Below are 19,070 nucleotides of genomic sequence, written 5' to 3'. Positions count from 1 at the left end.
ATTATTCGGTTGCTTGCTTTTGTTTATAGACAATTTCTTTTTCCGCTTCGGTTGCTGGGCGCGTTGGCTTTTTGATAAACAAGGCTAACAGCAGCGCCACTAACGCAATGAACGTGGAAACAAAGAATGAGAAGTTGATGCCTTCAAGCATCGCCATATTCAAAATTTGCTCCGGCGGTGTTCCGCTTAAAGCTAAATCTTTTGCTGCGGATTCTGTGCGGGCATTCATAATGGAGATCAAGAATGCAGAACCGACAGCTCCGGCTACTTGCTGCAAAGTATTATTGATCGCCGTACCATGCGGATACGATTTCAACGGCAAGGTGTTCAACCCGTTCGTCATAACCGGCATCATGACCATTGAAATCCCGAACATCCGCAGCGTATAGATAAGCATGATATTTACAAAGCTTGAATCGATGCTAAGCTGGCTGAACATGTAAGTGGTGGCGGCTACAATCACTAATCCAGGAACGGCAAGAACTTTTGCGCCGAAGCGGTCAAACAATCGGCCCGTTACCGGTGACATGACACCCATTACTAAAGCACCCGGCAACATCAATAAGCCGGAATTGATCGGTGAAATCCCTTTGATGCTTTGGATGTAGATTGGCATCAAAATCATCGCCGAGAACATCGACATCGATACCACGACGGAAATTGCTGAAGACAAGGCGAACATCGGATATTTGTAAATGCGGATTTGCAATAAAGGCTCATCCAATTTCAGTTGGCGGAATATGAAAATGACTAACGATACAATCCCTACGGCAATCGTCGTCATGACGACTGGATCGGTCCAGCCCATTGTTCCGGCAGAACTGAATCCGTAAAGGATGCCGCCGAAGCCCAAAGTAGAAAGAATCAAGGATCCGGTATCAAGCGAGATGTTGCGGTCTTGGAACGTCAAGTTCTTCAGTTTAAAGATACCTAATGCGAGTGGAATGACTGCCACAGGCAAGACGATCCAGAACAAGACGCGCCATGAATAATGTTCAACGATAAATCCGGAAAGCGTTGGTCCGATAGCTGGAGCTACGACCATAACTAATCCAAATACGCCCATCGCCTGTCCGCGCTTCTCAACTGGAAACGCTGCAAGCATAACGTTCATCAATAACGGCATCATCAAGGCTGCACCTGACGCTTGGATCATGCGCCCTATTAAAAGGACGCTAAATGCAGGCGCTATTGCCGCTAATAAGGTACCTGCTGCAAATAACGACATCGCTACGATGAAAATCGAGCGATTTGAATAGCGTTGGATCAAATAAGCACTGGCAGGGATTAAAATCCCGTTGACCAGCATATAAGCGGTCACGAGCCATTGCGCGGTCGAAGCATCGATTTCAAAATCTGCCATGATCGACGGCAAAGCTACGTTCAATAAAGTCTGGTTAAAAATTGCCACAAATGCTCCGGTAAAGAGTATGGCAATAATGCCATAAGGCGGTTTTTTCTGTTCTGTCATTCTTTTATTCCTCCGTAATTTCTTGCGTGATTATGGTTCTTTATTTCTCCATTGCATTATTCTATACCGCTCGTCCAATTTAATCAAGAAAAATATACCGACAGTACAAAAACATTGATTTGAAAGTGTTTTCAAGCTATGATGAGACTAGACTACGAGTACAAAGGTGAATGAAATGAATTCTAAAAAACAAAAAATTACGAACGCTGCGTACAAGCTTTTCATCAATCAAGGATATAATTCTTCTTCCATCCAGGACATCCTTGATGAAGCGGGCGTATCGAAAGGCACGTTCTATAATTATTTTTCCTCCAAAACGGAATGCCTGATTGCCATTATGGAATCGGTGGGCAGCGAAATTCGCCAGAAACGGATTGCGGCCTCAGTCGGAAGGCCGCTCGATGACTTGGACGTTCTCGCCGAGCAAATGTACATCCGCATCCAGATGAACCGCGAGAAAAATCTCTTCGCTTTGTACGAAAGCATTTTCTATTCCCAGGACGAAGAACTGAAGAAATATGCACGGGAAGTATACATCACGGAATTGAACTGGATTGCTACCCGCATCACTGACGTCTTTGGTGACGAGGCTAAGCCTTTCGCTTTAGATAATGCAGCGGCCGTGCACGGCGCTATCCAGCAGCTGATCAATTTATGGAAAGTCACGTCGACTGAGGAGTTGCCGACTAAGGCACTTTCTTCTTTCGTTTTGAGAAGATTAAAAACGAATATAGCGGATCAAATCAAACAAAATGACCGTTTTATCCAAAAAAACAATTTAACGGTTTCCTCCCCGCTTCCGAAAATGACACTTCCGGAATTGAGCGAGAAATTAAAGGATTTGGTGTGTCAAGAAGACGAACCGGATGCCAGGGAATTGGTTATTTTCCTCGCGGACGAACTTGTAGCCAAAGAGCCGCGATATGTATTAATGGAAAGCGCGCTCGCTACGCTTTCCAACAGCCATACGTACGAGCTGGAGTTGGTGGCGGCGCTTGAAAAAGTATGGAATATCTTACAGGAACGCAAAAAAGAGGCAAAGCGCTGAACGCTTGCCTCTTTTTCATGGTTTTTTTCGTCTGTTGCCCGCTTGTTCAAATGCATAGGCATATTCAATCAATAGCGGTTCGGAAAATGCATTCCCTGTAAAGGCAACGCCGAAAGGTTCATTGTCATCTGTGAAGCTGAATGGAACAGTTATCGAAGGCGCTCCTGCAGCTGCCCCTACATTGCAGCCAAAATCCTGCGGCAACAGCAGCGCATCTGCCCCTACTTCTTTTAAGGTTGCGCTGATTCCATTTTCAGCTGCAAGATAACGGTTGCGCTCCAACGCTTCCACATATTCGCGCTCCGTTAATTGGCCGCTCATGCTATTCGCTTGTTCGAGCAGATTCTGCCCGAACTTCAACATCGTTTCAGCATGCTGATTGTGATAAGCAATCAGATCATCCATGGATCGAATCGGATTCTCAGGATTCGATTTCGCTAAATATGCGTTTAAATCGGCTTTAAACTCGTGAAGGAGAACCGCAAATCCGAGATCGTCCTGGTCAGAACCTAAATCGATGGGATCGATGATTTCAGCTCCGCATTCCCGCAGCTTATCTATCGCCTGTTCAAATAACTTCATTTGGTTAGCCGGAATCGCTTCTTCAAAAAGAGCGCGCGGCACGGCGAGTTTCACTCCTTTTAACCCATCTACTTTATAATGGGCCGACCAGTCATAGCCTTCAAACTTCATAGCAAAAGCCGTAATGGCATCTTCCAGATCTTGTCCGATCAATGCAGCAAATACCGATACGGCATCTTCTACTGTCCGGCCGAATGTACCCGGAATATCCTGTGTATGGGAGAGCGGAATGATTCCGGTCCGGCTAATCAGGCCAATGGTCGGTTTGATGCCGACTAAGCTGTTCTGGGCTGCCGGATTGATGATGGAACCTGAAGTTTCTGTTCCAATCGAAGCAGCTGCCAAATTCATCGTGACAGCTGCAGCTGAGCCGGAACTGGAGCCGCCCACATCAAAAGGGCCGTACGGATTTTCCACTTGGCCGCCGCGTGAACTGTAGCCGTTGGTCATTTTATCCGACATGAAATTGGCCCATTCGGTCATATTCGTTTTTCCTAAAATGACTGCTCCTGCTTCCCGCAATTTTTTTACGACAAATGCATCTTCTAAGGCGTAATGATTTTTCATGGCGAGCGATCCCGCACTTGTATGCATTTTATCGCCCGTATCCATATTGTCTTTAATAAGAACCGGGATGCCATGCAATTGCGAGCGTGCGCCAGTTGTCCGCCTTTCAAAATCCAATGCCTGGGCAATCTGAAGCGCATCCGGGTTTATTTCCAATATGGCGTTTGTATGAGAATCACGGACTGAAATGTTTTCTTTATACATTAAAACGAGCTCTTCGGAAGTGACTTTTCCTTCCTCCAGCTCTTTTTGCATTTCAGCGAGCGTCATTTCGTCCAAGCGCTCGTTTCGGTAGGCTTCCAATTTTTTATCATGCATCTGATTTCCTCCCATCCTTCCCCACGTTGTCCACCCGTTTGGCAAATGAAAAAAGCCGGGATTAACCGACTTGGTCTTTTTCTGTATATGTTTTCATCAGTTCATAAAGAGATAATTCGTAAAGCTGTCTGCCGTTGATCTTGAACACGTTTTGAGCCACCAACTCTTCAATCACATTCGAACGTTTATCTTCAAATTTTGATTCAGGTATCTGTTCCATGTTGTCCATTCTCTCCTTGTTAAGTCTTCCCTTTTCTTTACCCTTCCTAAAAGAGATTTAAAACCTGTAAGCAAGAGAATTTGTGACAACTTTTTACAATGTCGCCATCTATTTTTATTCAGCCTTATCCCTATTTTCAAAAAGAAAAGCTATCCTTGCCGCTCGGCAAATGGATAGCTTCTCTCTTATGATTTAATTGCGATCACTCAACCGGAGCCAACTCCGCTTGTTTTAGCAATTCGCGCACTTCAGCTGTCGATTTTGTGTTCATCAATTGGTTTCTCAGTTCTCCCGCTCCGCGGAACCCTTTGACATAAATCTTGAAGAAACGGTGAAGTCCTGACATCGAACGCGGCAATTCTTCCAGGTATTTATCATGAAGGTCCAAATGCAGTTTTAATAAGTTGAGCAATTCTTTACTGCCATGCTCTCTTGGCTCTTTTTCAAAAGCGAATGGATTTTTGAAAATCCCGCGGCCGATCATGACGCCGTCCACTCCGTACTGCTCGACAAGTTTCAAGCCGGTTTCACGGTCGGGAATGTCTCCGTTGATGGTCAATAACGTGTCAGGTGCAATTTCATCCCGCAATTTCTTGATTTCCGGGATCAGTTCCCAATGCGCATCCGCTTGGCTCATTTCTTTTCGCGTCCGCAAATGGATGGACAAGTTGGCAATGTCTTGCTCGAAGACATGTGTCAGCCAGTCGCGCCATTCTTCAAGCTCGGAATAGCCAAGGCGAGTTTTCACGCTGACTGGCAATCCGCCCGCTTTAGCTGCCTGGATAATTTCTGCAGCCGCTTCCGGGCGAAGGATCAAACCGCTGCCTTTTCCTCTCGATGCAACATTCGGCACCGGGCATCCCATGTTAATATCAATTCCTTTGAATCCCATTTCTGCCATGCCGATGCTCATCTGGCGGAAGAATTCCGGCTTATCGCCCCAGATATGCGCGACCATCGGCTGCTCGTCTTCCGTAAACAGCAATCGGCCCCGCACGCTTTTCATCCCTTCCGGATGGCAATAGCTTTCCGTATTGGTAAATTCCGTGAAAAACACATCGGGTCTGCCGGCATGGCTGACGATGTGGCGGAATACGACATCCGTCACATCTTCCATTGGCGCCAGCACAAAAAATGGACGCGGCAAGTCGCGCCAAAAATTAGTTGTCATGTTGAATTTCATTCCTTTCATTCTCTTACTAATTCAGAAGGAAAGCAGACGGCCATCGAAAGCGCAGGATATCCTGACTAGACCGTCTGCTTTTCATTTATCTTCAGCTTGCTTACTCGGCAAGTTCGAGCCACGCAACTGCTTCACAATGAGTGGATTGCGGGAACATATCGACCGGCTGCACTTCTTTTGTGCGATAGCCGCCGTCTTCGAGTATGCGCAAGTCGCGCGCGAGTGTCGCTGGGTTGCACGAAACGTAAACGACGCGATTCGGCTGTTGTTTCAAAATCGTGCGAAGCAATTGCTCGTCGCAGCCTTTTCTCGGCGGGTCGACCATTAAAACATCTGCCGTGCGCCCTTCTTTATACCAACGGGGAATCACTTGTTCAGCTGGACCCGCTTCAAATAAGGTATTGGAAAAGCCGTTCAGTTTGGCGTTTCGCTTGGCGTCTTCAATGGCTTGTGGAACAATTTCTACACCCATGACGAATTTTGCCTGTTTAGCGAGGAACAACGAAATCGTCCCGATACCGCAATACGCATCGATGACGGTTTCATTTCCCGTTAAATTGGCGTATTCCAGTGCTTGCCCGTAAAGAACTTCTGTTTGTTCCGGATTGATCTGATAGAACGAACGCGCGGAAATTTCAAAACGGACGTCGCCTATCCGGTCTTCAATCGCATCTTTGCCCCAAAGCGTCAAGGTTTCATCGCCGAAAATGACATTCGTCTTTTCAGGATTGACGTTCTGGATGATCGACGTCACTTCCGGAACCAGCGAACGAATCTTTTCAATTGTCTGCTCCGCTTGCTTGAATTTCTTTTTCTTCGTCACGAGGACGACCATGATTTCTCCGGTTGCCCGCGCTTTACGCACCACGACATGGCGTAGCATGCCGCGGTGCGTCGCTTCCTCGTAAGGTTCAATGCCCAGTTCATGCAGGCTTTTTTTCAAGCCGACCATGATGGCATCCGCTTCTGGGGTCTGGATCAGGCAGATATCCGTATCCGCAATATTATGCGACCGCGTCTGGTAAAAACCGGCTACTACCCGTCCATTATCGGTGCCGAACGGAATCTGTGATTTGTTTCGGTAGCGCCATGGATCATCCATGCCTTTGACCGGATGCACCGGTACGTCCGGCAATTTGCCGATGCGGGTAATGGCATCACGCACCAATTTCTGCTTGAAAGTCATCTGCCCTTCATAGGAAAGATGCTGGATTTGGCAGCCTCCGCACGTATCAAATACCGGGCAAGGTGCCGTCACACGGAATGGTGAAGCTTGTTCTATTTGGATCAATTTGGCAAAGCCATAGGATTTTAAAGTTTTCAAAACATGGACTTGGACGTCTTCTCCGGGCAGCGCGCCTTGGATGAAAAGCGGATAGCCTTCCACTTTGGCAACGCCTGCTCCGTCATGGGTCAAATCTTCGACATGGACAGACAGCCGATCATTTTTTTGTACTGGTTTCAAAGTGTTCACTCCATTTCACATTGCTTTATCATACAATAAAAAAACGCGGCAGGCAAAACCTGCGCGCGCTTCTCGCTGCCAAACCATCAGCAGCTCTTCTGCCTTCTTCAACAGAAGGTTTATTTTTGTTCGTCTTTCGTCACCGCTCCGTCTTTCAGGGAAATCCAGAAACCTACGACGATGGACGCAATCAGTACGATGAATGGTGCATAAAATATTAAGAAATCCTGCATATCAGTTTCCTCCTTTATGCATGATAATCCGATTTTCCTTTAACATACTCTTTATCGAATAGGAATAGGCGGAACAAGAGATACAAGGAAGGCAGCAATAGCCCTAGCCCTGCAATAAACGCGACAATCAAAGCAATCGCCATGGTCTCATTCGTGAAGCTGTCATAAATCGTTAAATACGGATACAGCAAATACGGAAAATGCGAGAATCCGTAAGCGAAAAATGCGGTGAAGAACTGTCCGACCAATAGAATAAAGGCCAAGCCATAATTTTTTCTCTTCCAGATCAAGTAGACCGTTCCAGCGAATAACAGGAATGAAATTGCGAATACCCACCAAAGACCGATTAAGTTTTCGTAATGTTCAGGGCTGTGGCCGCGCAGTTCATAAATGATGCCGGTTGCTGTAATAATAGCAGGCCCCGCCCAGATCAACGCGTATTTGCGCATGAGATCCGTCGCTTTCACATCACCGGCTTTATTGGCGTACCACGTCAGGAATACAGCTGAGATGTAGAGCACAGCCGTCAAACTCAATACAACAATGCTCCACATGAGCGGACTTGTAAACAGAGCCCAATAATCGAGCTGCGGATTTCCATCAACCATATTGATGAAGCCCCCTTCTGATATGGCGAGCACCGGCGATAACGCTGCCGGCAGCAAAAGTCCGGAAAGGCCATACATGTAGATATAGCCTCTATGGTTGATCTTCGCACCGTATGTCGCAAATGCGTAATATGAGCCGCGGATCGCGAGCAAGACAAGTGCGATGCTCGCCGGCACCAGTAAAGTGGTTCCATAATAAAAGGCGGTTTGCGGGAAGAACCCGATAATGCCGACAAAGAAGAAAACGAAGAAAACGTTCGTCACTTCCCATACCGGCGATAAATAACGCTGGATAATATTCGTCAAAATATGCTGTTTGTTTGTAAAGGCACTATAGGCGTTGAAGAAACCGGCGCCGAAATCAATCGACGCCACAATGACGTACAAAAATAGAAACAGCCACAGAACTGAAATCCCGATGATTTCTAAAGTTAAAGTCATTCTTTTCCACCGTCCCTTTGAGCTTTGCGGTCAGCCAATTCTTTTTCGATCGGATTGCGTTTGTACATGCGCAGCAGAACGACAATTGTTCCGATTCCGAGAATAAAGTACAAGCCAGCAAACAAGATGATCATCAAATCGACTTGACCACTTGTCGTCGCGGCTTCTTCAACGGTCATATAGCCCCGTAAAATCCATGGCTGCCGTCCGACTTCTGTAAACCACCAGCCCGCTTCAATCGCGACTAATCCGAGCGGCCCGCTGATCAAGGTCAGCCATAGGAACCATTTCTGCTTGATGAATTTCCAGCCTCGCCAAGAAGCGACAACATACACGAAGGCGATGAAAGCAAGCCACATGCCGATGGAGACCATGGTATCAAATAGATAATGGATCCAAAGCGGTGGAACTTCATCTTTCGGAAATTCATTGAGTCCGGTTACTTCTGAATCCGGCAAACCATGCGCCAAGATGCTCAACGCATAAGGAATTCGAATCGCATATTTCGGCTCTTCGCCGTCCAATACGCCGAATAAGACAAGATCTGCCCCTTCTTCGGTTTCAAAATGCCATTCTGCAGCCGCTAATTTCTCCGGCTGGTATTCGGCCAAATATTTACCCGAGAAATCTCCGATAATGGCGGTTGCAATCGCAAAAACCAATCCGAGCTTCATCGTTAAATGCAAGGCTTTTTTATGGTAGATATGGTTTGAGCCTCTGATCATGCGCAGTGCAGCAATCGATGCAAGCAAGAATGCACATGTTAAGAAAGCTGTTGCCACAACGTGCGCTACTTTCGTCGGCATGGCTGGGTTGAAAATAGCTAAGAACGGACTGACATTGACCAGTTCGCCATTCAACACTTCAAAACCTTGCGGTGAATTCATGAACGCATTGACGATCGTGATGAAAACAGAGGACGCTGCTGCTCCAAGTGCTACTGGAATCAGCAATAGCAAATGTTTTCGCTGGTCTTCAAAGCGGTCCCATGTATAAAGATAGATTCCAAGGAAAATAGCTTCAAAGAAGAAAGCGAAAACTTCCATGAACAGCGGCAGTGCGATGACGTTCCCTGCCACTTGCATAAAGTTCGGCCAAAGGAGCGATAATTGCAGACCGATGGCCGTACCCGTTACGACTCCGACCGCTACGGTGATGACAAACCCACGCGCCCAGCGGCGAGCCATTAAGATGTAATGGTCGTCATTCTTTTTAATGCCGACCCATTGCGCGATCATGATCATGAGTGGAACGCCAACCCCGATCGTCGCATAAATAATGTGGAAAGAAAGCGTCAATAAAGTTAAGATTCGACTCAGTAAAGCAGTATCTTCAAATACCATTTACGTTTTCTCCTTTCAAAATAACCCTGTACCCCCGTGCCCCTTATATACCCCTATTGTACCTTATCTCTCCTTCTCTTCTCTTTCTTAAACCATCCGAAACTTCAACTTTTTCCATCAGCTATGAATAACTTGTGACAAAAGAGGGTATATATACATTGTAAAATTTCTAAATATTTAGTATTCTAATTAGAATAAAAAAAAAGGGTGAAACATCATGGAAACTAGACGGAAAGTATTTGCTTACATTACTAGAGGGCCAGAAGAGAATCGGGAATTATTAGTATTTGAACATAAAGGTGAGCCAGAAGCAGGACTTCAAGTTCCGGGCGGCACTATTGAAGACGACGAAATGCTGATCGATGCCCTTTACCGGGAAGTGCTTGAAGAAACCGGCTTGCCGCGTGTCGTTTTGGAATTTGTCGGGAAAGTGCACAAATATAATTATTACCCAAACCATAAGGATAAAGTCTATGAGCGCAATATTTTCCATTTTGAATATACAGGAGAACCGGTCGATTCATGGGAACATGTCGTTGTCAGTGATGGACAAGACAACGGCCGTACTTTCCAATTCCATTGGGAACCGGTCGACCATTTGCCGAAGCTGGCTGCTGAACAAGATAAAGCGATCGAATTGCTGTAATCACATTAGCTATTTTTTTAGATGATCATTTTAAAAAGCGCATGGATTTTCATCCATGCGCTTTTGCTTTTTTTATAATCCAGTCTTCCGCTTTTCTTTGTCCAGACTTCAGCGCCTAGCTCCTCAGGTCATAAGCCGACCCAGCTGTGTGGCAAGGAACGCCACTTCGCTGTTCCTTCTTATGCCCGTCAGAGCTGGATAGGCGCTTCCGCTTTTCTTTGTCCAGATTTCAACGGCCAACTCCTCGGTCTTAAGCTGCTCTTCCTGTGCGGCAAACATGCCGCTTCGGAAGCTCAGCTTAAGTCTGCCGGAGCTGAACGGCCGTTTCCGCTTTTCTTATTTACGGTCTTTTTCACTGATTGAATCGATGGGCACCATGACTTCAATGTGCCGGGCCAGGTTTTCAAAAGTGGCCGGCAATAAGCCGCCGTATTCTCCGTCCAGATTCAACAACACTCGTTCGTCGGAAGTGACAGCAATCTTGCTCGCTTTTGCATAAATGACATGCGGATCGGATAAATGCTCTCCACGCAGCGCCAACGTCGCTAAGCGAATGAATTCCGCCATATTGACTTCTTTTAAAATCAATAAGGTGAACTTGCCGTCGTTGATGCTGGCATCCGGCGCCAATTTTTCAAAACCGCCTACCGAGTTGGTTAAACCGATCAAGAACATCATCGCTTGGTCTTCAAAAACGTTGCCATCGTATTCGATGCGGACACGTGATGAACGGATAGATGGCAACATTTCAATCCCTTTTAAATAATACGCCATCTGGCCAAGAACCGTTTTCAATTTACTTGGAACTTCATAAGTTAATTCGGTCAGCCTTCCGCCGCCGGCAATATTGATAAAATGGCGATCTCCCATCAACCCGACATCCACCGGGATCGAGTCCCCCTGCAAAATGATATCCACTGCTTTATTGATATCTCTCGGAATATGGACGGCACGGGCAAAATCATTCGTCGTCCCCATCGGGATCAAGCCGATTTTCGGCCGGTCCTCAAATTTAGAGACGCCGGAAACCACTTCGTTTAAAGTGCCATCACCGCCTACTGCGACAATCAGATCGTAATTCCGTTCAACTGCCAAAGAAGCTGCATGGATGGCATCCCCTTCTCCCGTTGTAGCATGGCATGACGTTTCATATCCTGCCTGTTCCATTTTCTCCAGCACTTCAGGCAAATGTTTGCGGAATAATTCTCTCCCGGAAGTTGGATTATAAATAATTCGTGCACGTTTCATACGATTCAGCCTTTCTCGACGTTCTGCGTTCAATATAAAATAAGACCTGTTTCAGACAAAAGAAGTTCCCTTTAAAATAGAAGATAAATTCCAAGAAAAAAACCGACATCACGCCGGCCTCTTCTTCTTTCCCTTATTACTTCAAGATTTCGAAGAAAGTTTTGCGGATATCTTGGTAGACCGCACTCCAAAATTCTTCATTCCATACAAAGCCGTCCGAAATTTCGCCGTGCACAGTCTTTTGGTGCAACTCGAATTGCGGATCGTCTTTTTCAGGCAAACGGGATTTTTTCTCCATAACGAATTCTTGGACTTTTGGTGCACGTGGACCCCAATCTCCTAAAACTTCGCCTTCTTTGGACAAGAAAATATACTTTGGAATCGAACGCCCGCCGTTTGTTAAATAGCGATCCATCAATTCCAGATTTTCGTCGCGGTAGACACAGTGGACTTCAATACCCGAAGCTTCTGCAATCTTACGCAGGATCGCATTATTCATCATAGCATCGCCGCACCAATCCTCGGTAATTACTAAAACGTGAGGCTGCTTCTCTTTCAATAGCTCCATAAATTCCGTGTCTTCCGGAAGATTGAACTTTTCATAAATCGAATAGGATTTCTCCTGGTTCGACTCCATCAATGTCATGTATTTTTCTAGGGTGATGGCATTCTCAAAGTATTGTTGTTCCGTTGTCATTTGGTCATCACTTCTCCTTTTCCTGGCAAGCAGTGGATCCCTCAAGGACCCCAAAACTGAAATAAATTATTCTTCTTCATCCCTAGTTTACTTGTTGAAAGATAAAGCTTCAAATGTTTTATCCGTTTTAGCGGGTTCCTGAAGCAAAATAAGGCAAAAAAAGGAACCGGAATCGCAATGAGCGATTCCGGTTCCACCTTTTATAGACCTCAATTAACGTTTAGCAATTTCTTCAAGCAAGATTTTATTGAGCAATGGCGGGTTTGCCTGCCCTTTCGTCTGCTTCATGATTTGGCCGACTAAGAAACCGATTGCGCGGTCTTTGCCGTTTTTAAAGTCTTCAATCGATTGCGGGTTATTGTCGAGTGCTGCAGTAACGAATTCACGCAATGTATTTTCATCCGAGATTTGGACAAGCCCTTTTGCTTTAACGATGTCGTTTGCGTCGCCGCCTTTTTCAATCAATTCCTTGAAGACTTTCTTCGCGATTTTCGAAGAAATCGTGCCGTCGGAAATCAATTTGATCATGCCGGCGAGTCCTTCCGGAGTTAGCGCCGTCTCACTTAACTCTTTCTGTTCAGCATTCATATAAGCCGAAACTTCACCCATCAACCAGTTAGATGCGAGTTTCGCATCAGCGCCAGCTTCAACTGTTGCCTCGAAGAAATCAGAGATTGGCTTTGCAAGTGTCAATACCATAGCATCGTAGGAAGACAAGCCAAGTTCAGCTACATAGCGAGCTTTGCGGGCATCCGGAAGTTCAGGGATTTCCGCGCGGACACGTTCAAGCCAAGCGTCATCGATGACAATGTCCACAAGGTCCGGCTCTGGGAAGTAGCGGTAATCATCCGATCCTTCTTTTACGCGCATCAATAGTGTTTTGCCTGTTGTTTCATCGTAGCGTCTTGTTTCCTGTTCGATGATGCCGCCTGACAAAAGCACTTGTTCTTGGCGAACTTGTTCATGTTCAATGCCTTTGCGGACATAGTTGAATGAGTTCAAGTTCTTCAATTCCGTTTTTGTACCAAATTGCTCTTGGCCGTATGGACGAAGCGAAATATTGGCATCACAGCGAAGTGAGCCTTCTTCCATCCGCACATCCGATACGCCTGTATATTGGATGATGGCTTTGATTTTTTCAAGATACGCATACGCTTCGTCTGCAGTCCGGATGTCCGGCTCAGAAACGATTTCGATCAACGGTGTGCCTTGGCGGTTAAAGTCGACTAGCGAGTGGCCGTTGCCTGTATGCGTCAGTTTCCCAGCATCTTCTTCCATATGAAGGCGGGTAATGCCGATGCGTTTTTTCTCACCATTGACTTCAATTTCTACCCAGCCGTGTTCGCCGATTGGCTGATCAAATTGAGAGATTTGGTAAGCTTTCGGGTTATCCGGATAGAAATAGTTTTTGCGGTCGAATTTCGTGTGGCGGGTAATTTCACAGTTTAATGCTAGCGCCGCTTTCATTGCCCAGTCCACTGCCGTTTTGTTGACGACCGGTAAAACACCTGGATAGCCAAGGTCGATGACGTTTGTGTTCGTGTTCGGTTCCGCACCAAAATGGGCCGGTGCAGGAGAGAACATTTTCGATTCTGTTTTAAGTTCTACGTGGACTTCAAGTCCAATGATCGTTTCAAAGTTCATTGTGCTGCTCCCTCCCAAATCTGAGGAGTTTGTTTATGGAAATCGGTTGCTTTTTCAAAAACATCCGCAACACGATAAATCGTTTCCTCATCAAAATACTTGCCGATGATTTGTAAGCCAAGCGGCAACCCATTTTCAAATCCACATGGAATCGAAATTGCCGGTACGCCTGCCAAGTTGACTGGAATCGTCAAAATATCATTGGCATACATCGTTAATGGATCATCAATCTTTTCACCGATTTTAAATGCCGGTGTTGGCGTTGTTGGTCCGATGATGACATCGAATTTTTCGAAAGCATCGTCGAAATCTTTTTTGATCAAAGTCCGGACTTTTTGCGCTTTTTTGTAATAAGCGTCGTAGTAGCCTGAACTTAATGCATAGGTTCCAAGCATGATGCGGCGTTTTACTTCATCACCGAAGCCTTCAGAACGTGTATTCATATAGAACTCCAGCAAATTGCCTGCTTTTTCAGTGCGGTATCCGTAACGGATTCCGTCGAAGCGGGACAAATTGGATGAAGCTTCTGAAGAAGCGAGCAAGTAATAAGTAGCTAGTGCATATTTAGAATGCGGCAACGAAATCTCTTCCCACGTCGCGCCTCTTTCTTCAAGAACTGCAAGGGCTTCGCGAACCGCTTGTTTCGCAGCTTCGCCAACGCCTTCAGCGAAGTATTCTGTAGGAACGCCAATGCGCAGCCCTTTAATATCGCCAGTCAATGCTTCCGCGAAATTCGGCACTTCGATATTTGCAGAAGTCGAATCGCGTTCGTCATGCCCCGAAATCGCTTCAAGCAATAACGCGTTGTCTTTTACGGTTCTTGTAATCGGTCCGATCTGGTCTAAAGAAGACGCATAGGCAATCAAACCGAAACGGGAAACCCGTCCGTATGTCGGCTTCATCCCGACCACGCCGCAGAAGGCTGCCGGCTGGCGGATCGAACCGCCTGTATCAGAACCTAATGTGAAAGGCACTTCCCCTGCAGCAACCGCTGCTGCCGAACCGCCTGAAGATCCGCCCGGAACCGTTTCTAAGTTCCATGGGTTTTTCGTATTTTTATAGTACGAGTTTTCATTGGAAGAACCCATCGCAAACTCGTCCATATTCAATTTACCGACTGTGATCATTCCAGCAGCTTTTAGTTTTTCTACAACAGTTGCGTTGTAGATTGGATTGAATCCTTGAAGGATTCGGCTAGAAGCTGTAGTTTCAATGCCTTCGGTTACGATATTGTCTTTTACTCCGATTGGCAGCCCGAATAATGGCCCACGTTCAGCTAAAGGCGTTTTATCCATTTCTTCTGCCTGCTTTGTTGCCTGTTCTTTATTCATCGCCAAAAATGCATCCACTTTTGGATCCAGTTTTTCAATACGGTCAAATGCCTGTTTCGTGATTTCAGCAATGCTGACTTCTTTTTTATGTATCAAGTCCTGCAATTCTGCTGCTGTCTTATCAACTAAGTTCATTTATTTCCCTCCTCACAATTATTCTAAAATCGTTGGAACTTTTACTTGTCCCGCTTCGTGTTCTTTCACGTTTTTCAAAACCAGTTCCCGGTCTAATCCAGGGACGGATTTGTCTTCCCGCAATACATTGACCATTTGCAATACATGCGTTGTCGGCTCTACATTTTCCGTATCCAATTCATTAAGCAATTCCATTGCATTCGTAATTGCTTCCAATTGATCCGCAAAATGTACTGCTTCCTCATCAGTAATGGCCAAGCGCGCCAAATGTGCTACCTCAATTACTTCTTCTTTTGTCATTTTCGCCATTTCTCTACACCTCCGGATTCAGTAAACATACGCTCTATCATATCATTTTTTTAGGAAAAGCGGAAGCGCCCGGGTAGATTCGACAGGCATAAGACGCTTTGGCGAAGCGGCGTTCTTCAGCCGCACAGCCGGAGTGGCTTATGACCCCGAGAATCTGGGCGCTGGAGTCTGGACAATCCGAAAAGCGAAAGCGGCTATCCAGCTCCGACGGGCATAAGACGGAACAGCGAAGCGGCGTTCTTTGCCGCATAGCTGAGCTGGCTTATGACCCGAGGAGCTAGCCGCTGGAGTCTGGACAATGCGAAAAGCGGAAGCGCACGGGTAGATTCGACAGGCATAAGACGCTTTGGCCGGATAGCTAGGCGCTGAAGCCCGGCCAGAAAAAATGAACAGGGACAGCCGGATGGCTGCCCCTGTTTCTCTCACAGATTAGTCATAAATATGAACAACTGGTTCTGTTTGATCGATTTTCCGTAGAATCAGCGCTTCTGGCCCATTCGTTGAAGTTACACTGATTTCAACTTGGATGTTCTCCGGAAAATGCTCTAATACCAATCCGGTCAAGTATTGGGTAAACCCAATGACTTCAGCGGATCCATAAAACTGGATGGGAATGTCAATCTGCATTTTGCGGATCTGGTCTTCCTGATAAAATCCAGTGCCGATAACGCTTGTGAAGTTAGAAAAATACTCTTCCACATCTTGCTTAAAATTGCGGAATTTCGTATCAATGGCCCGGTACTTTTCTTCCGTATTCGAAGATGGGAAAATGACGTATTCTTCATTGACCGAATTCCAATTTGCGACTGCCCCTTGTCCACCCGGAGCTACACCATAAGAAAAATAAGTTCCAGGGGCAATTGCGCCTCGGGTATTCTGCTTAAACAAACCAACCATGATCGGTACGTCTTTCATGCCTTCCTTTTCACGGAGGCGTTTTACAATTTCATCTGCCATCCGCTTTCCTTCTTTATCCAATTGGGCTTGCGGCACCGACTCTTCGTAGGTAGCACCGTCAGAAGTGTTATAGTAAACCGAATTCAGTGCAAGTCCGATCGACACACCGCCGAGCCGAATCGTTTCATTGTCCGTTTTGACTAAGTAATTCTGTTCGATGATATGCGCTAAAATTTCCGCAGAAGGATGTTCCCCCGCTTCTTTTTGTGCCGCTGTCCGTCCATCAGCCGGATTTAACCCAAGCGGATTCTCTTCCGTCTTGCGTCCTAACCAGTTTGTCGCGTCTTCTTCTGTTATTTTCTGGCCTTCTTGGAAATAATAATCATCCGGAGAAAATTGGTGCTGCGATATGCGGAGAAGCCCGCTTTCCGCTTCTTTGATATCATAGCGTGAATAAATCCGGTTAATGATTTTTCCGCGCGTGGCACTTTCTTTATAAGGCAGCAGCGTCCGATAATACGCTGCATCCAGCTGGATGCTCGGAATGATTGCCGTTTCCACTTCTTCCTCTGTATTAAGCACTTCTGTATCATCTGACACAGAAGGCACACATCCCGTAAGCAACAATAAACTGACCGGGATCCACCAAATGCGTTTCATGTTAAATCTCCTCATTTATTCAATTCTTCCAGAAGACGTTCCTCGTCCCAAACATCGACTTTGAGTTCCATCGCTTTCGCCAGTTTTGAACCGGCCTCTTCTCCAGCGATAACCAGGTCCGTCTTCTTGCTGACAGAGCCTGAAACGGTTCCACCCAGCGCTTCAATACGGGCTTGCGCCTCTCCGCGCGTCAATTGTTCCAATTTCCCCGTCAATACAATTTTCTTGCCGGCGAAGCTGTTGGCACCCGCTTCGACGCGGATACGTGTTCCGGTATACGTTAAATTGACGTCAGCTGCAGCTAAACGTTCCATCAATTGCTGAACTTCTTCTGTTTCAAAATAGGAAACAATCGAATCCGCCATTTTTTCGCCGATCTCGTGTATTTCGATCAATTCTTCTTTCGAAGCTTTCATCAATTTTTCCATTGAACCGTAATGCTCGGATAAGATGCGTGCGCCTCTTTCGCCGACATGGCGGATTCCAAGGCCGAATAATAGCTTTTCCATCGAGTTGCTGCGGGAAGCGTCGATCGCCGCAATCAAATTGCCGGCCGATTTTTCGCCCATGCGGTCAAGCGTCAGCAATTGCTCTTTCGTCAATTTGTACAAATCGGAAATATCGGCAATCAGGCCTTCGCGGTATAATTGCTCCACCACTTTTTCGCCTAAGCCATCGATATTCATCGCATTGCGCGAAACGAAATGGATGATGCCTTCTGTGATCTGTGCAGGGCATTGCGGATTGACGCAGCGAAGCGCCACTTCCCCTTCAATGCGGATCAGTTCACTGTCGCAAGCCGGACAATTTTCAGGCATGCTGAAAGGCTCTTCCTCACCAGTGCGCTGCTCGATCAAAGCAGACACCACTTCAGGAATGATATCGCCCGCTTTGCGGATAATCACGCGGTCACCGATGCGGATATCTTTTTCTTTAATCAAATCTTCATTGTGAAGCGAAGCCCGCTGTACAGTTGTTCCTGCTACGGACACAGGATCCAGGATGGCGGTCGGTGTCACAACGCCGGTACGGCCAACACTCAATTCAATATCACGGACAGTCGTCATCACTTCTTCTGCCGGGAACTTATAGGCCGTTGCCCATTTCGGACTTTTGGCAGTAAATCCAAGTTCCTGCTGATGAAGATAGCTGTTCACTTTGATGACAATCCCATCAATTTCATACGCCAAGCTTGAACGCTCCGCACTCCATTTCTCTATATAAGCCAGCACCTCTTCTACGCTATTGCAGACTTCCCGTTCATTATTCGTTTTAAAACCAAGCGCCTCGATGTATTGAAGCGTTTCTTCGTGTTCACTCAAACCGTAGTTTTGCCCGTCGCCTCCAAGTGCATAAATGAAAACATCCAGATTGCGGCTAGCCGCAATTTTCGGGTCAAGCTGACGAAGCGATCCGGCTGCTGCGTTTCGAGGATTGGCAAAAAGTTCTTCCCCACGCTCGCCGCGTTCCCCGTTTAAATTATGGAAAGATTTCTTCGGCATGAATACTTCGCCGCGCACTTCAAGGGAAACCGATTCTTTGATCTTCAATGGAATCGTCCGCACGGTCCGAAGGTTGGCAGTAATGTCTTCTCCGATCCGTCCATCTCCGCGGGTGGCACCTCTAAGAAATTGTCCATTTTCATAAATAAGCGAAACGGCCAATCCATCAATTTTCAACTCACAGACATACTGAATGTTCTCGCCTGCACCATTTCTGACACGCTTATCGAAATCCCGGATGTCCTGCTCGTTAAAGACGTTTGACAGGCTGAGCATCGGCTGGTCATGCGTCACTTTTTCGAATCCTGAAATCGGTGTCCCGCCGACGCGCTGCGTTGGCGAATCCGGGAAGATCAAATCAGGATAAAGCGTTTCAAGTTCAATCAATTCATGCAGCAATTGATCATAAACAGAGTCCGGGACTGCCGGCTTATCCAATACATAATAAGCGTGGCCATACCCACGAAGCTGTTCGTTCAATTCAATAACGCGCTGCTCTGCTTTTAAACGGTCCATAAAGGT

General features: G+C 46.4%; 17 protein-coding genes. 2 read left to right on the top strand and 15 right to left on the bottom strand.

Annotated elements, in window-relative coordinates:
* Window position 1 precedes the first annotated feature (1 nt).
* Window positions 2-1,471 (bottom strand): DHA2 family efflux MFS transporter permease subunit, encoded by a 1,470-nt coding sequence (locus AC2EXB_RS05060; RefSeq protein ID WP_483603990.1) that lies wholly within the window; start codon window positions 1,469-1,471, stop codon window positions 2-4.
* 175 nt (window positions 1,472-1,646) lie between these two features.
* Between AC2EXB_RS05060 and AC2EXB_RS05055 the strand changes: the two genes are divergently transcribed.
* Window positions 1,647-2,519 (top strand): TetR/AcrR family transcriptional regulator, encoded by an 873-nt coding sequence (locus tag AC2EXB_RS05055; protein ID WP_483603989.1) that lies wholly within the window; start codon window positions 1,647-1,649, stop codon window positions 2,517-2,519.
* 15 nt (window positions 2,520-2,534) lie between these two features.
* Here AC2EXB_RS05055 and AC2EXB_RS05050 read toward each other — a convergent pair whose 3' ends face one another.
* The 7 genes from AC2EXB_RS05050 to AC2EXB_RS05020 all read right to left on the bottom strand — a co-directional run bounded on the left by AC2EXB_RS05050 (window position 2,535) and on the right by AC2EXB_RS05020 (window position 9,479).
* A complete protein-coding gene (locus tag AC2EXB_RS05050; protein WP_483603988.1) occupies window positions 2,535-3,986 on the bottom strand; it encodes an amidase family protein in 1,452 nt (483 codons plus the stop codon).
* Between the two features lie 61 nt (window positions 3,987-4,047).
* The gene (locus AC2EXB_RS05045) at window positions 4,048-4,206 is read right to left on the bottom strand and encodes a Fur-regulated basic protein FbpA (protein ID WP_234398963.1); all 159 of its coding nucleotides are present in this window, start codon (window positions 4,204-4,206) and stop codon (window positions 4,048-4,050) included.
* A gap of 202 nt (window positions 4,207-4,408) precedes the next feature.
* Window positions 4,409-5,377: a tRNA dihydrouridine synthase gene (locus tag AC2EXB_RS05040; protein WP_483604720.1), complete on the bottom strand. Its 969-nt coding sequence runs from the start codon at window positions 5,375-5,377 to the stop codon at window positions 4,409-4,411.
* 112 nt (window positions 5,378-5,489) lie between these two features.
* Window positions 5,490-6,854: a 23S rRNA (uracil(1939)-C(5))-methyltransferase RlmD gene (gene rlmD, locus AC2EXB_RS05035; RefSeq protein ID WP_483603987.1), complete on the bottom strand. Its 1,365-nt coding sequence runs from the start codon at window positions 6,852-6,854 to the stop codon at window positions 5,490-5,492.
* A gap of 119 nt (window positions 6,855-6,973) precedes the next feature.
* Window positions 6,974-7,087 (bottom strand): cytochrome bd oxidase small subunit CydS family protein, encoded by a 114-nt coding sequence (gene cydS / locus AC2EXB_RS05030; RefSeq protein ID WP_397443516.1) that lies wholly within the window; start codon window positions 7,085-7,087, stop codon window positions 6,974-6,976.
* 14 nt (window positions 7,088-7,101) lie between these two features.
* Complete coding sequence (locus tag AC2EXB_RS05025; protein ID WP_483603986.1) at window positions 7,102-8,136, bottom strand: cytochrome d ubiquinol oxidase subunit II; 1,035 nt, start codon at window positions 8,134-8,136, stop codon at window positions 7,102-7,104.
* Complete coding sequence (locus AC2EXB_RS05020; protein ID WP_483603985.1) at window positions 8,133-9,479, bottom strand: cytochrome ubiquinol oxidase subunit I; 1,347 nt, start codon at window positions 9,477-9,479, stop codon at window positions 8,133-8,135. Before AC2EXB_RS05020 ends, AC2EXB_RS05025 begins: the two co-directional genes overlap by 4 nt.
* Before the next feature lie 217 nt (window positions 9,480-9,696).
* On the opposite strand from AC2EXB_RS05020, the gene AC2EXB_RS05015 reads away from it, so the two are divergent.
* Window positions 9,697-10,125, top strand: a complete 429-nt coding sequence (locus AC2EXB_RS05015) for an NUDIX hydrolase (RefSeq protein ID WP_483603984.1) — start codon at window positions 9,697-9,699, stop codon at window positions 10,123-10,125.
* A 336-nt stretch (window positions 10,126-10,461) separates the two neighbouring features.
* Here AC2EXB_RS05015 and AC2EXB_RS05010 read toward each other — a convergent pair whose 3' ends face one another.
* From AC2EXB_RS05010 to ligA, 7 genes are all read right to left on the bottom strand, one after another.
* Entirely contained in the window at window positions 10,462-11,373 is a 912-nt protein-coding gene (locus AC2EXB_RS05010; RefSeq protein ID WP_235198581.1) for a diacylglycerol kinase, read from the bottom strand.
* A gap of 136 nt (window positions 11,374-11,509) precedes the next feature.
* On the bottom strand, window positions 11,510-12,070 hold the full coding sequence (locus AC2EXB_RS05005; RefSeq protein WP_235198580.1) for a thioredoxin family protein: 561 nt from the start codon (window positions 12,068-12,070) through the stop codon (window positions 11,510-11,512).
* A gap of 213 nt (window positions 12,071-12,283) precedes the next feature.
* Window positions 12,284-13,714 carry an Asp-tRNA(Asn)/Glu-tRNA(Gln) amidotransferase subunit GatB gene (gene gatB / locus AC2EXB_RS05000; protein ID WP_235198579.1) on the bottom strand — a complete coding sequence of 477 codons (1,431 nt, stop codon included), beginning with the start codon at window positions 13,712-13,714 and terminating at the stop codon, window positions 12,284-12,286.
* Window positions 13,711-15,180 carry an Asp-tRNA(Asn)/Glu-tRNA(Gln) amidotransferase subunit GatA gene (gene gatA / locus AC2EXB_RS04995; RefSeq protein ID WP_483603983.1) on the bottom strand — a complete coding sequence of 490 codons (1,470 nt, stop codon included), beginning with the start codon at window positions 15,178-15,180 and terminating at the stop codon, window positions 13,711-13,713. Before gatA ends, gatB begins: the two co-directional genes overlap by 4 nt.
* 18 nt (window positions 15,181-15,198) lie before the next feature.
* Complete coding sequence (gatC, locus tag AC2EXB_RS04990) at window positions 15,199-15,489, bottom strand: Asp-tRNA(Asn)/Glu-tRNA(Gln) amidotransferase subunit GatC (protein ID WP_052652458.1); 291 nt, start codon at window positions 15,487-15,489, stop codon at window positions 15,199-15,201.
* Between the two features lie 429 nt (window positions 15,490-15,918).
* A complete protein-coding gene (locus tag AC2EXB_RS04985; protein ID WP_235198577.1) occupies window positions 15,919-17,046 on the bottom strand; it encodes a CamS family sex pheromone protein in 1,128 nt (375 codons plus the stop codon).
* Window positions 17,047-17,057: 11 nt separating this feature from the next.
* Entirely contained in the window at window positions 17,058-19,064 is a 2,007-nt protein-coding gene (ligA, locus tag AC2EXB_RS04980) for an NAD-dependent DNA ligase LigA (protein WP_483603982.1), read from the bottom strand.
* Window positions 19,065-19,070: the final 6 nt, after the last annotated feature.

It is taken from the genome of Planococcus alkaliphilus, from assembly GCF_057031095.1.
The sequence above is the reverse complement of the archived record's forward strand: the minus strand, read 5'-3'. Positions and strand labels throughout refer to the sequence as shown.

What these genes read in the sequence shown, in the direction of transcription:
- AC2EXB_RS04985 (WP_235198577.1), bottom strand. Translation starts at nt 17,046, where the DNA reads ATGAAACGCATTTGGTGGATCCCGGTCAGTTTATTGTTGCTTACGGGA.
- cydS (WP_397443516.1), bottom strand. Translation starts at nt 7,087, where the DNA reads ATGCAGGATTTCTTAATATTTTATGCACCATTCATCGTACTGATTGCG.
- AC2EXB_RS05040 (WP_483604720.1), bottom strand. Translation starts at nt 5,377, where the DNA reads ATGACAACTAATTTTTGGCGCGACTTGCCGCGTCCATTTTTTGTGCTG.
- AC2EXB_RS05060 (WP_483603990.1), bottom strand. Translation starts at nt 1,471, where the DNA reads ATGACAGAACAGAAAAAACCGCCTTATGGCATTATTGCCATACTCTTT.
- AC2EXB_RS05020 (WP_483603985.1), bottom strand. Translation starts at nt 9,479, where the DNA reads ATGGTATTTGAAGATACTGCTTTACTGAGTCGAATCTTAACTTTATTG.
- ligA (WP_483603982.1), bottom strand. Translation starts at nt 19,064, where the DNA reads ATGGACCGTTTAAAAGCAGAGCAGCGCGTTATTGAATTGAACGAACAG.
- AC2EXB_RS05015 (WP_483603984.1), top strand. Translation starts at nt 9,697, where the DNA reads ATGGAAACTAGACGGAAAGTATTTGCTTACATTACTAGAGGGCCAGAA.
- AC2EXB_RS05025 (WP_483603986.1), bottom strand. Translation starts at nt 8,136, where the DNA reads ATGACTTTAACTTTAGAAATCATCGGGATTTCAGTTCTGTGGCTGTTT.
- gatC (WP_052652458.1), bottom strand. Translation starts at nt 15,489, where the DNA reads ATGGCGAAAATGACAAAAGAAGAAGTAATTGAGGTAGCACATTTGGCG.
- gatB (WP_235198579.1), bottom strand. Translation starts at nt 13,714, where the DNA reads ATGAACTTTGAAACGATCATTGGACTTGAAGTCCACGTAGAACTTAAA.
- gatA (WP_483603983.1), bottom strand. Translation starts at nt 15,180, where the DNA reads ATGAACTTAGTTGATAAGACAGCAGCAGAATTGCAGGACTTGATACAT.
- AC2EXB_RS05050 (WP_483603988.1), bottom strand. Translation starts at nt 3,986, where the DNA reads ATGCATGATAAAAAATTGGAAGCCTACCGAAACGAGCGCTTGGACGAA.
- AC2EXB_RS05055 (WP_483603989.1), top strand. Translation starts at nt 1,647, where the DNA reads ATGAATTCTAAAAAACAAAAAATTACGAACGCTGCGTACAAGCTTTTC.
- AC2EXB_RS05010 (WP_235198581.1), bottom strand. Translation starts at nt 11,373, where the DNA reads ATGAAACGTGCACGAATTATTTATAATCCAACTTCCGGGAGAGAATTA.
- AC2EXB_RS05005 (WP_235198580.1), bottom strand. Translation starts at nt 12,070, where the DNA reads ATGACAACGGAACAACAATACTTTGAGAATGCCATCACCCTAGAAAAA.
- AC2EXB_RS05045 (WP_234398963.1), bottom strand. Translation starts at nt 4,206, where the DNA reads ATGGAACAGATACCTGAATCAAAATTTGAAGATAAACGTTCGAATGTG.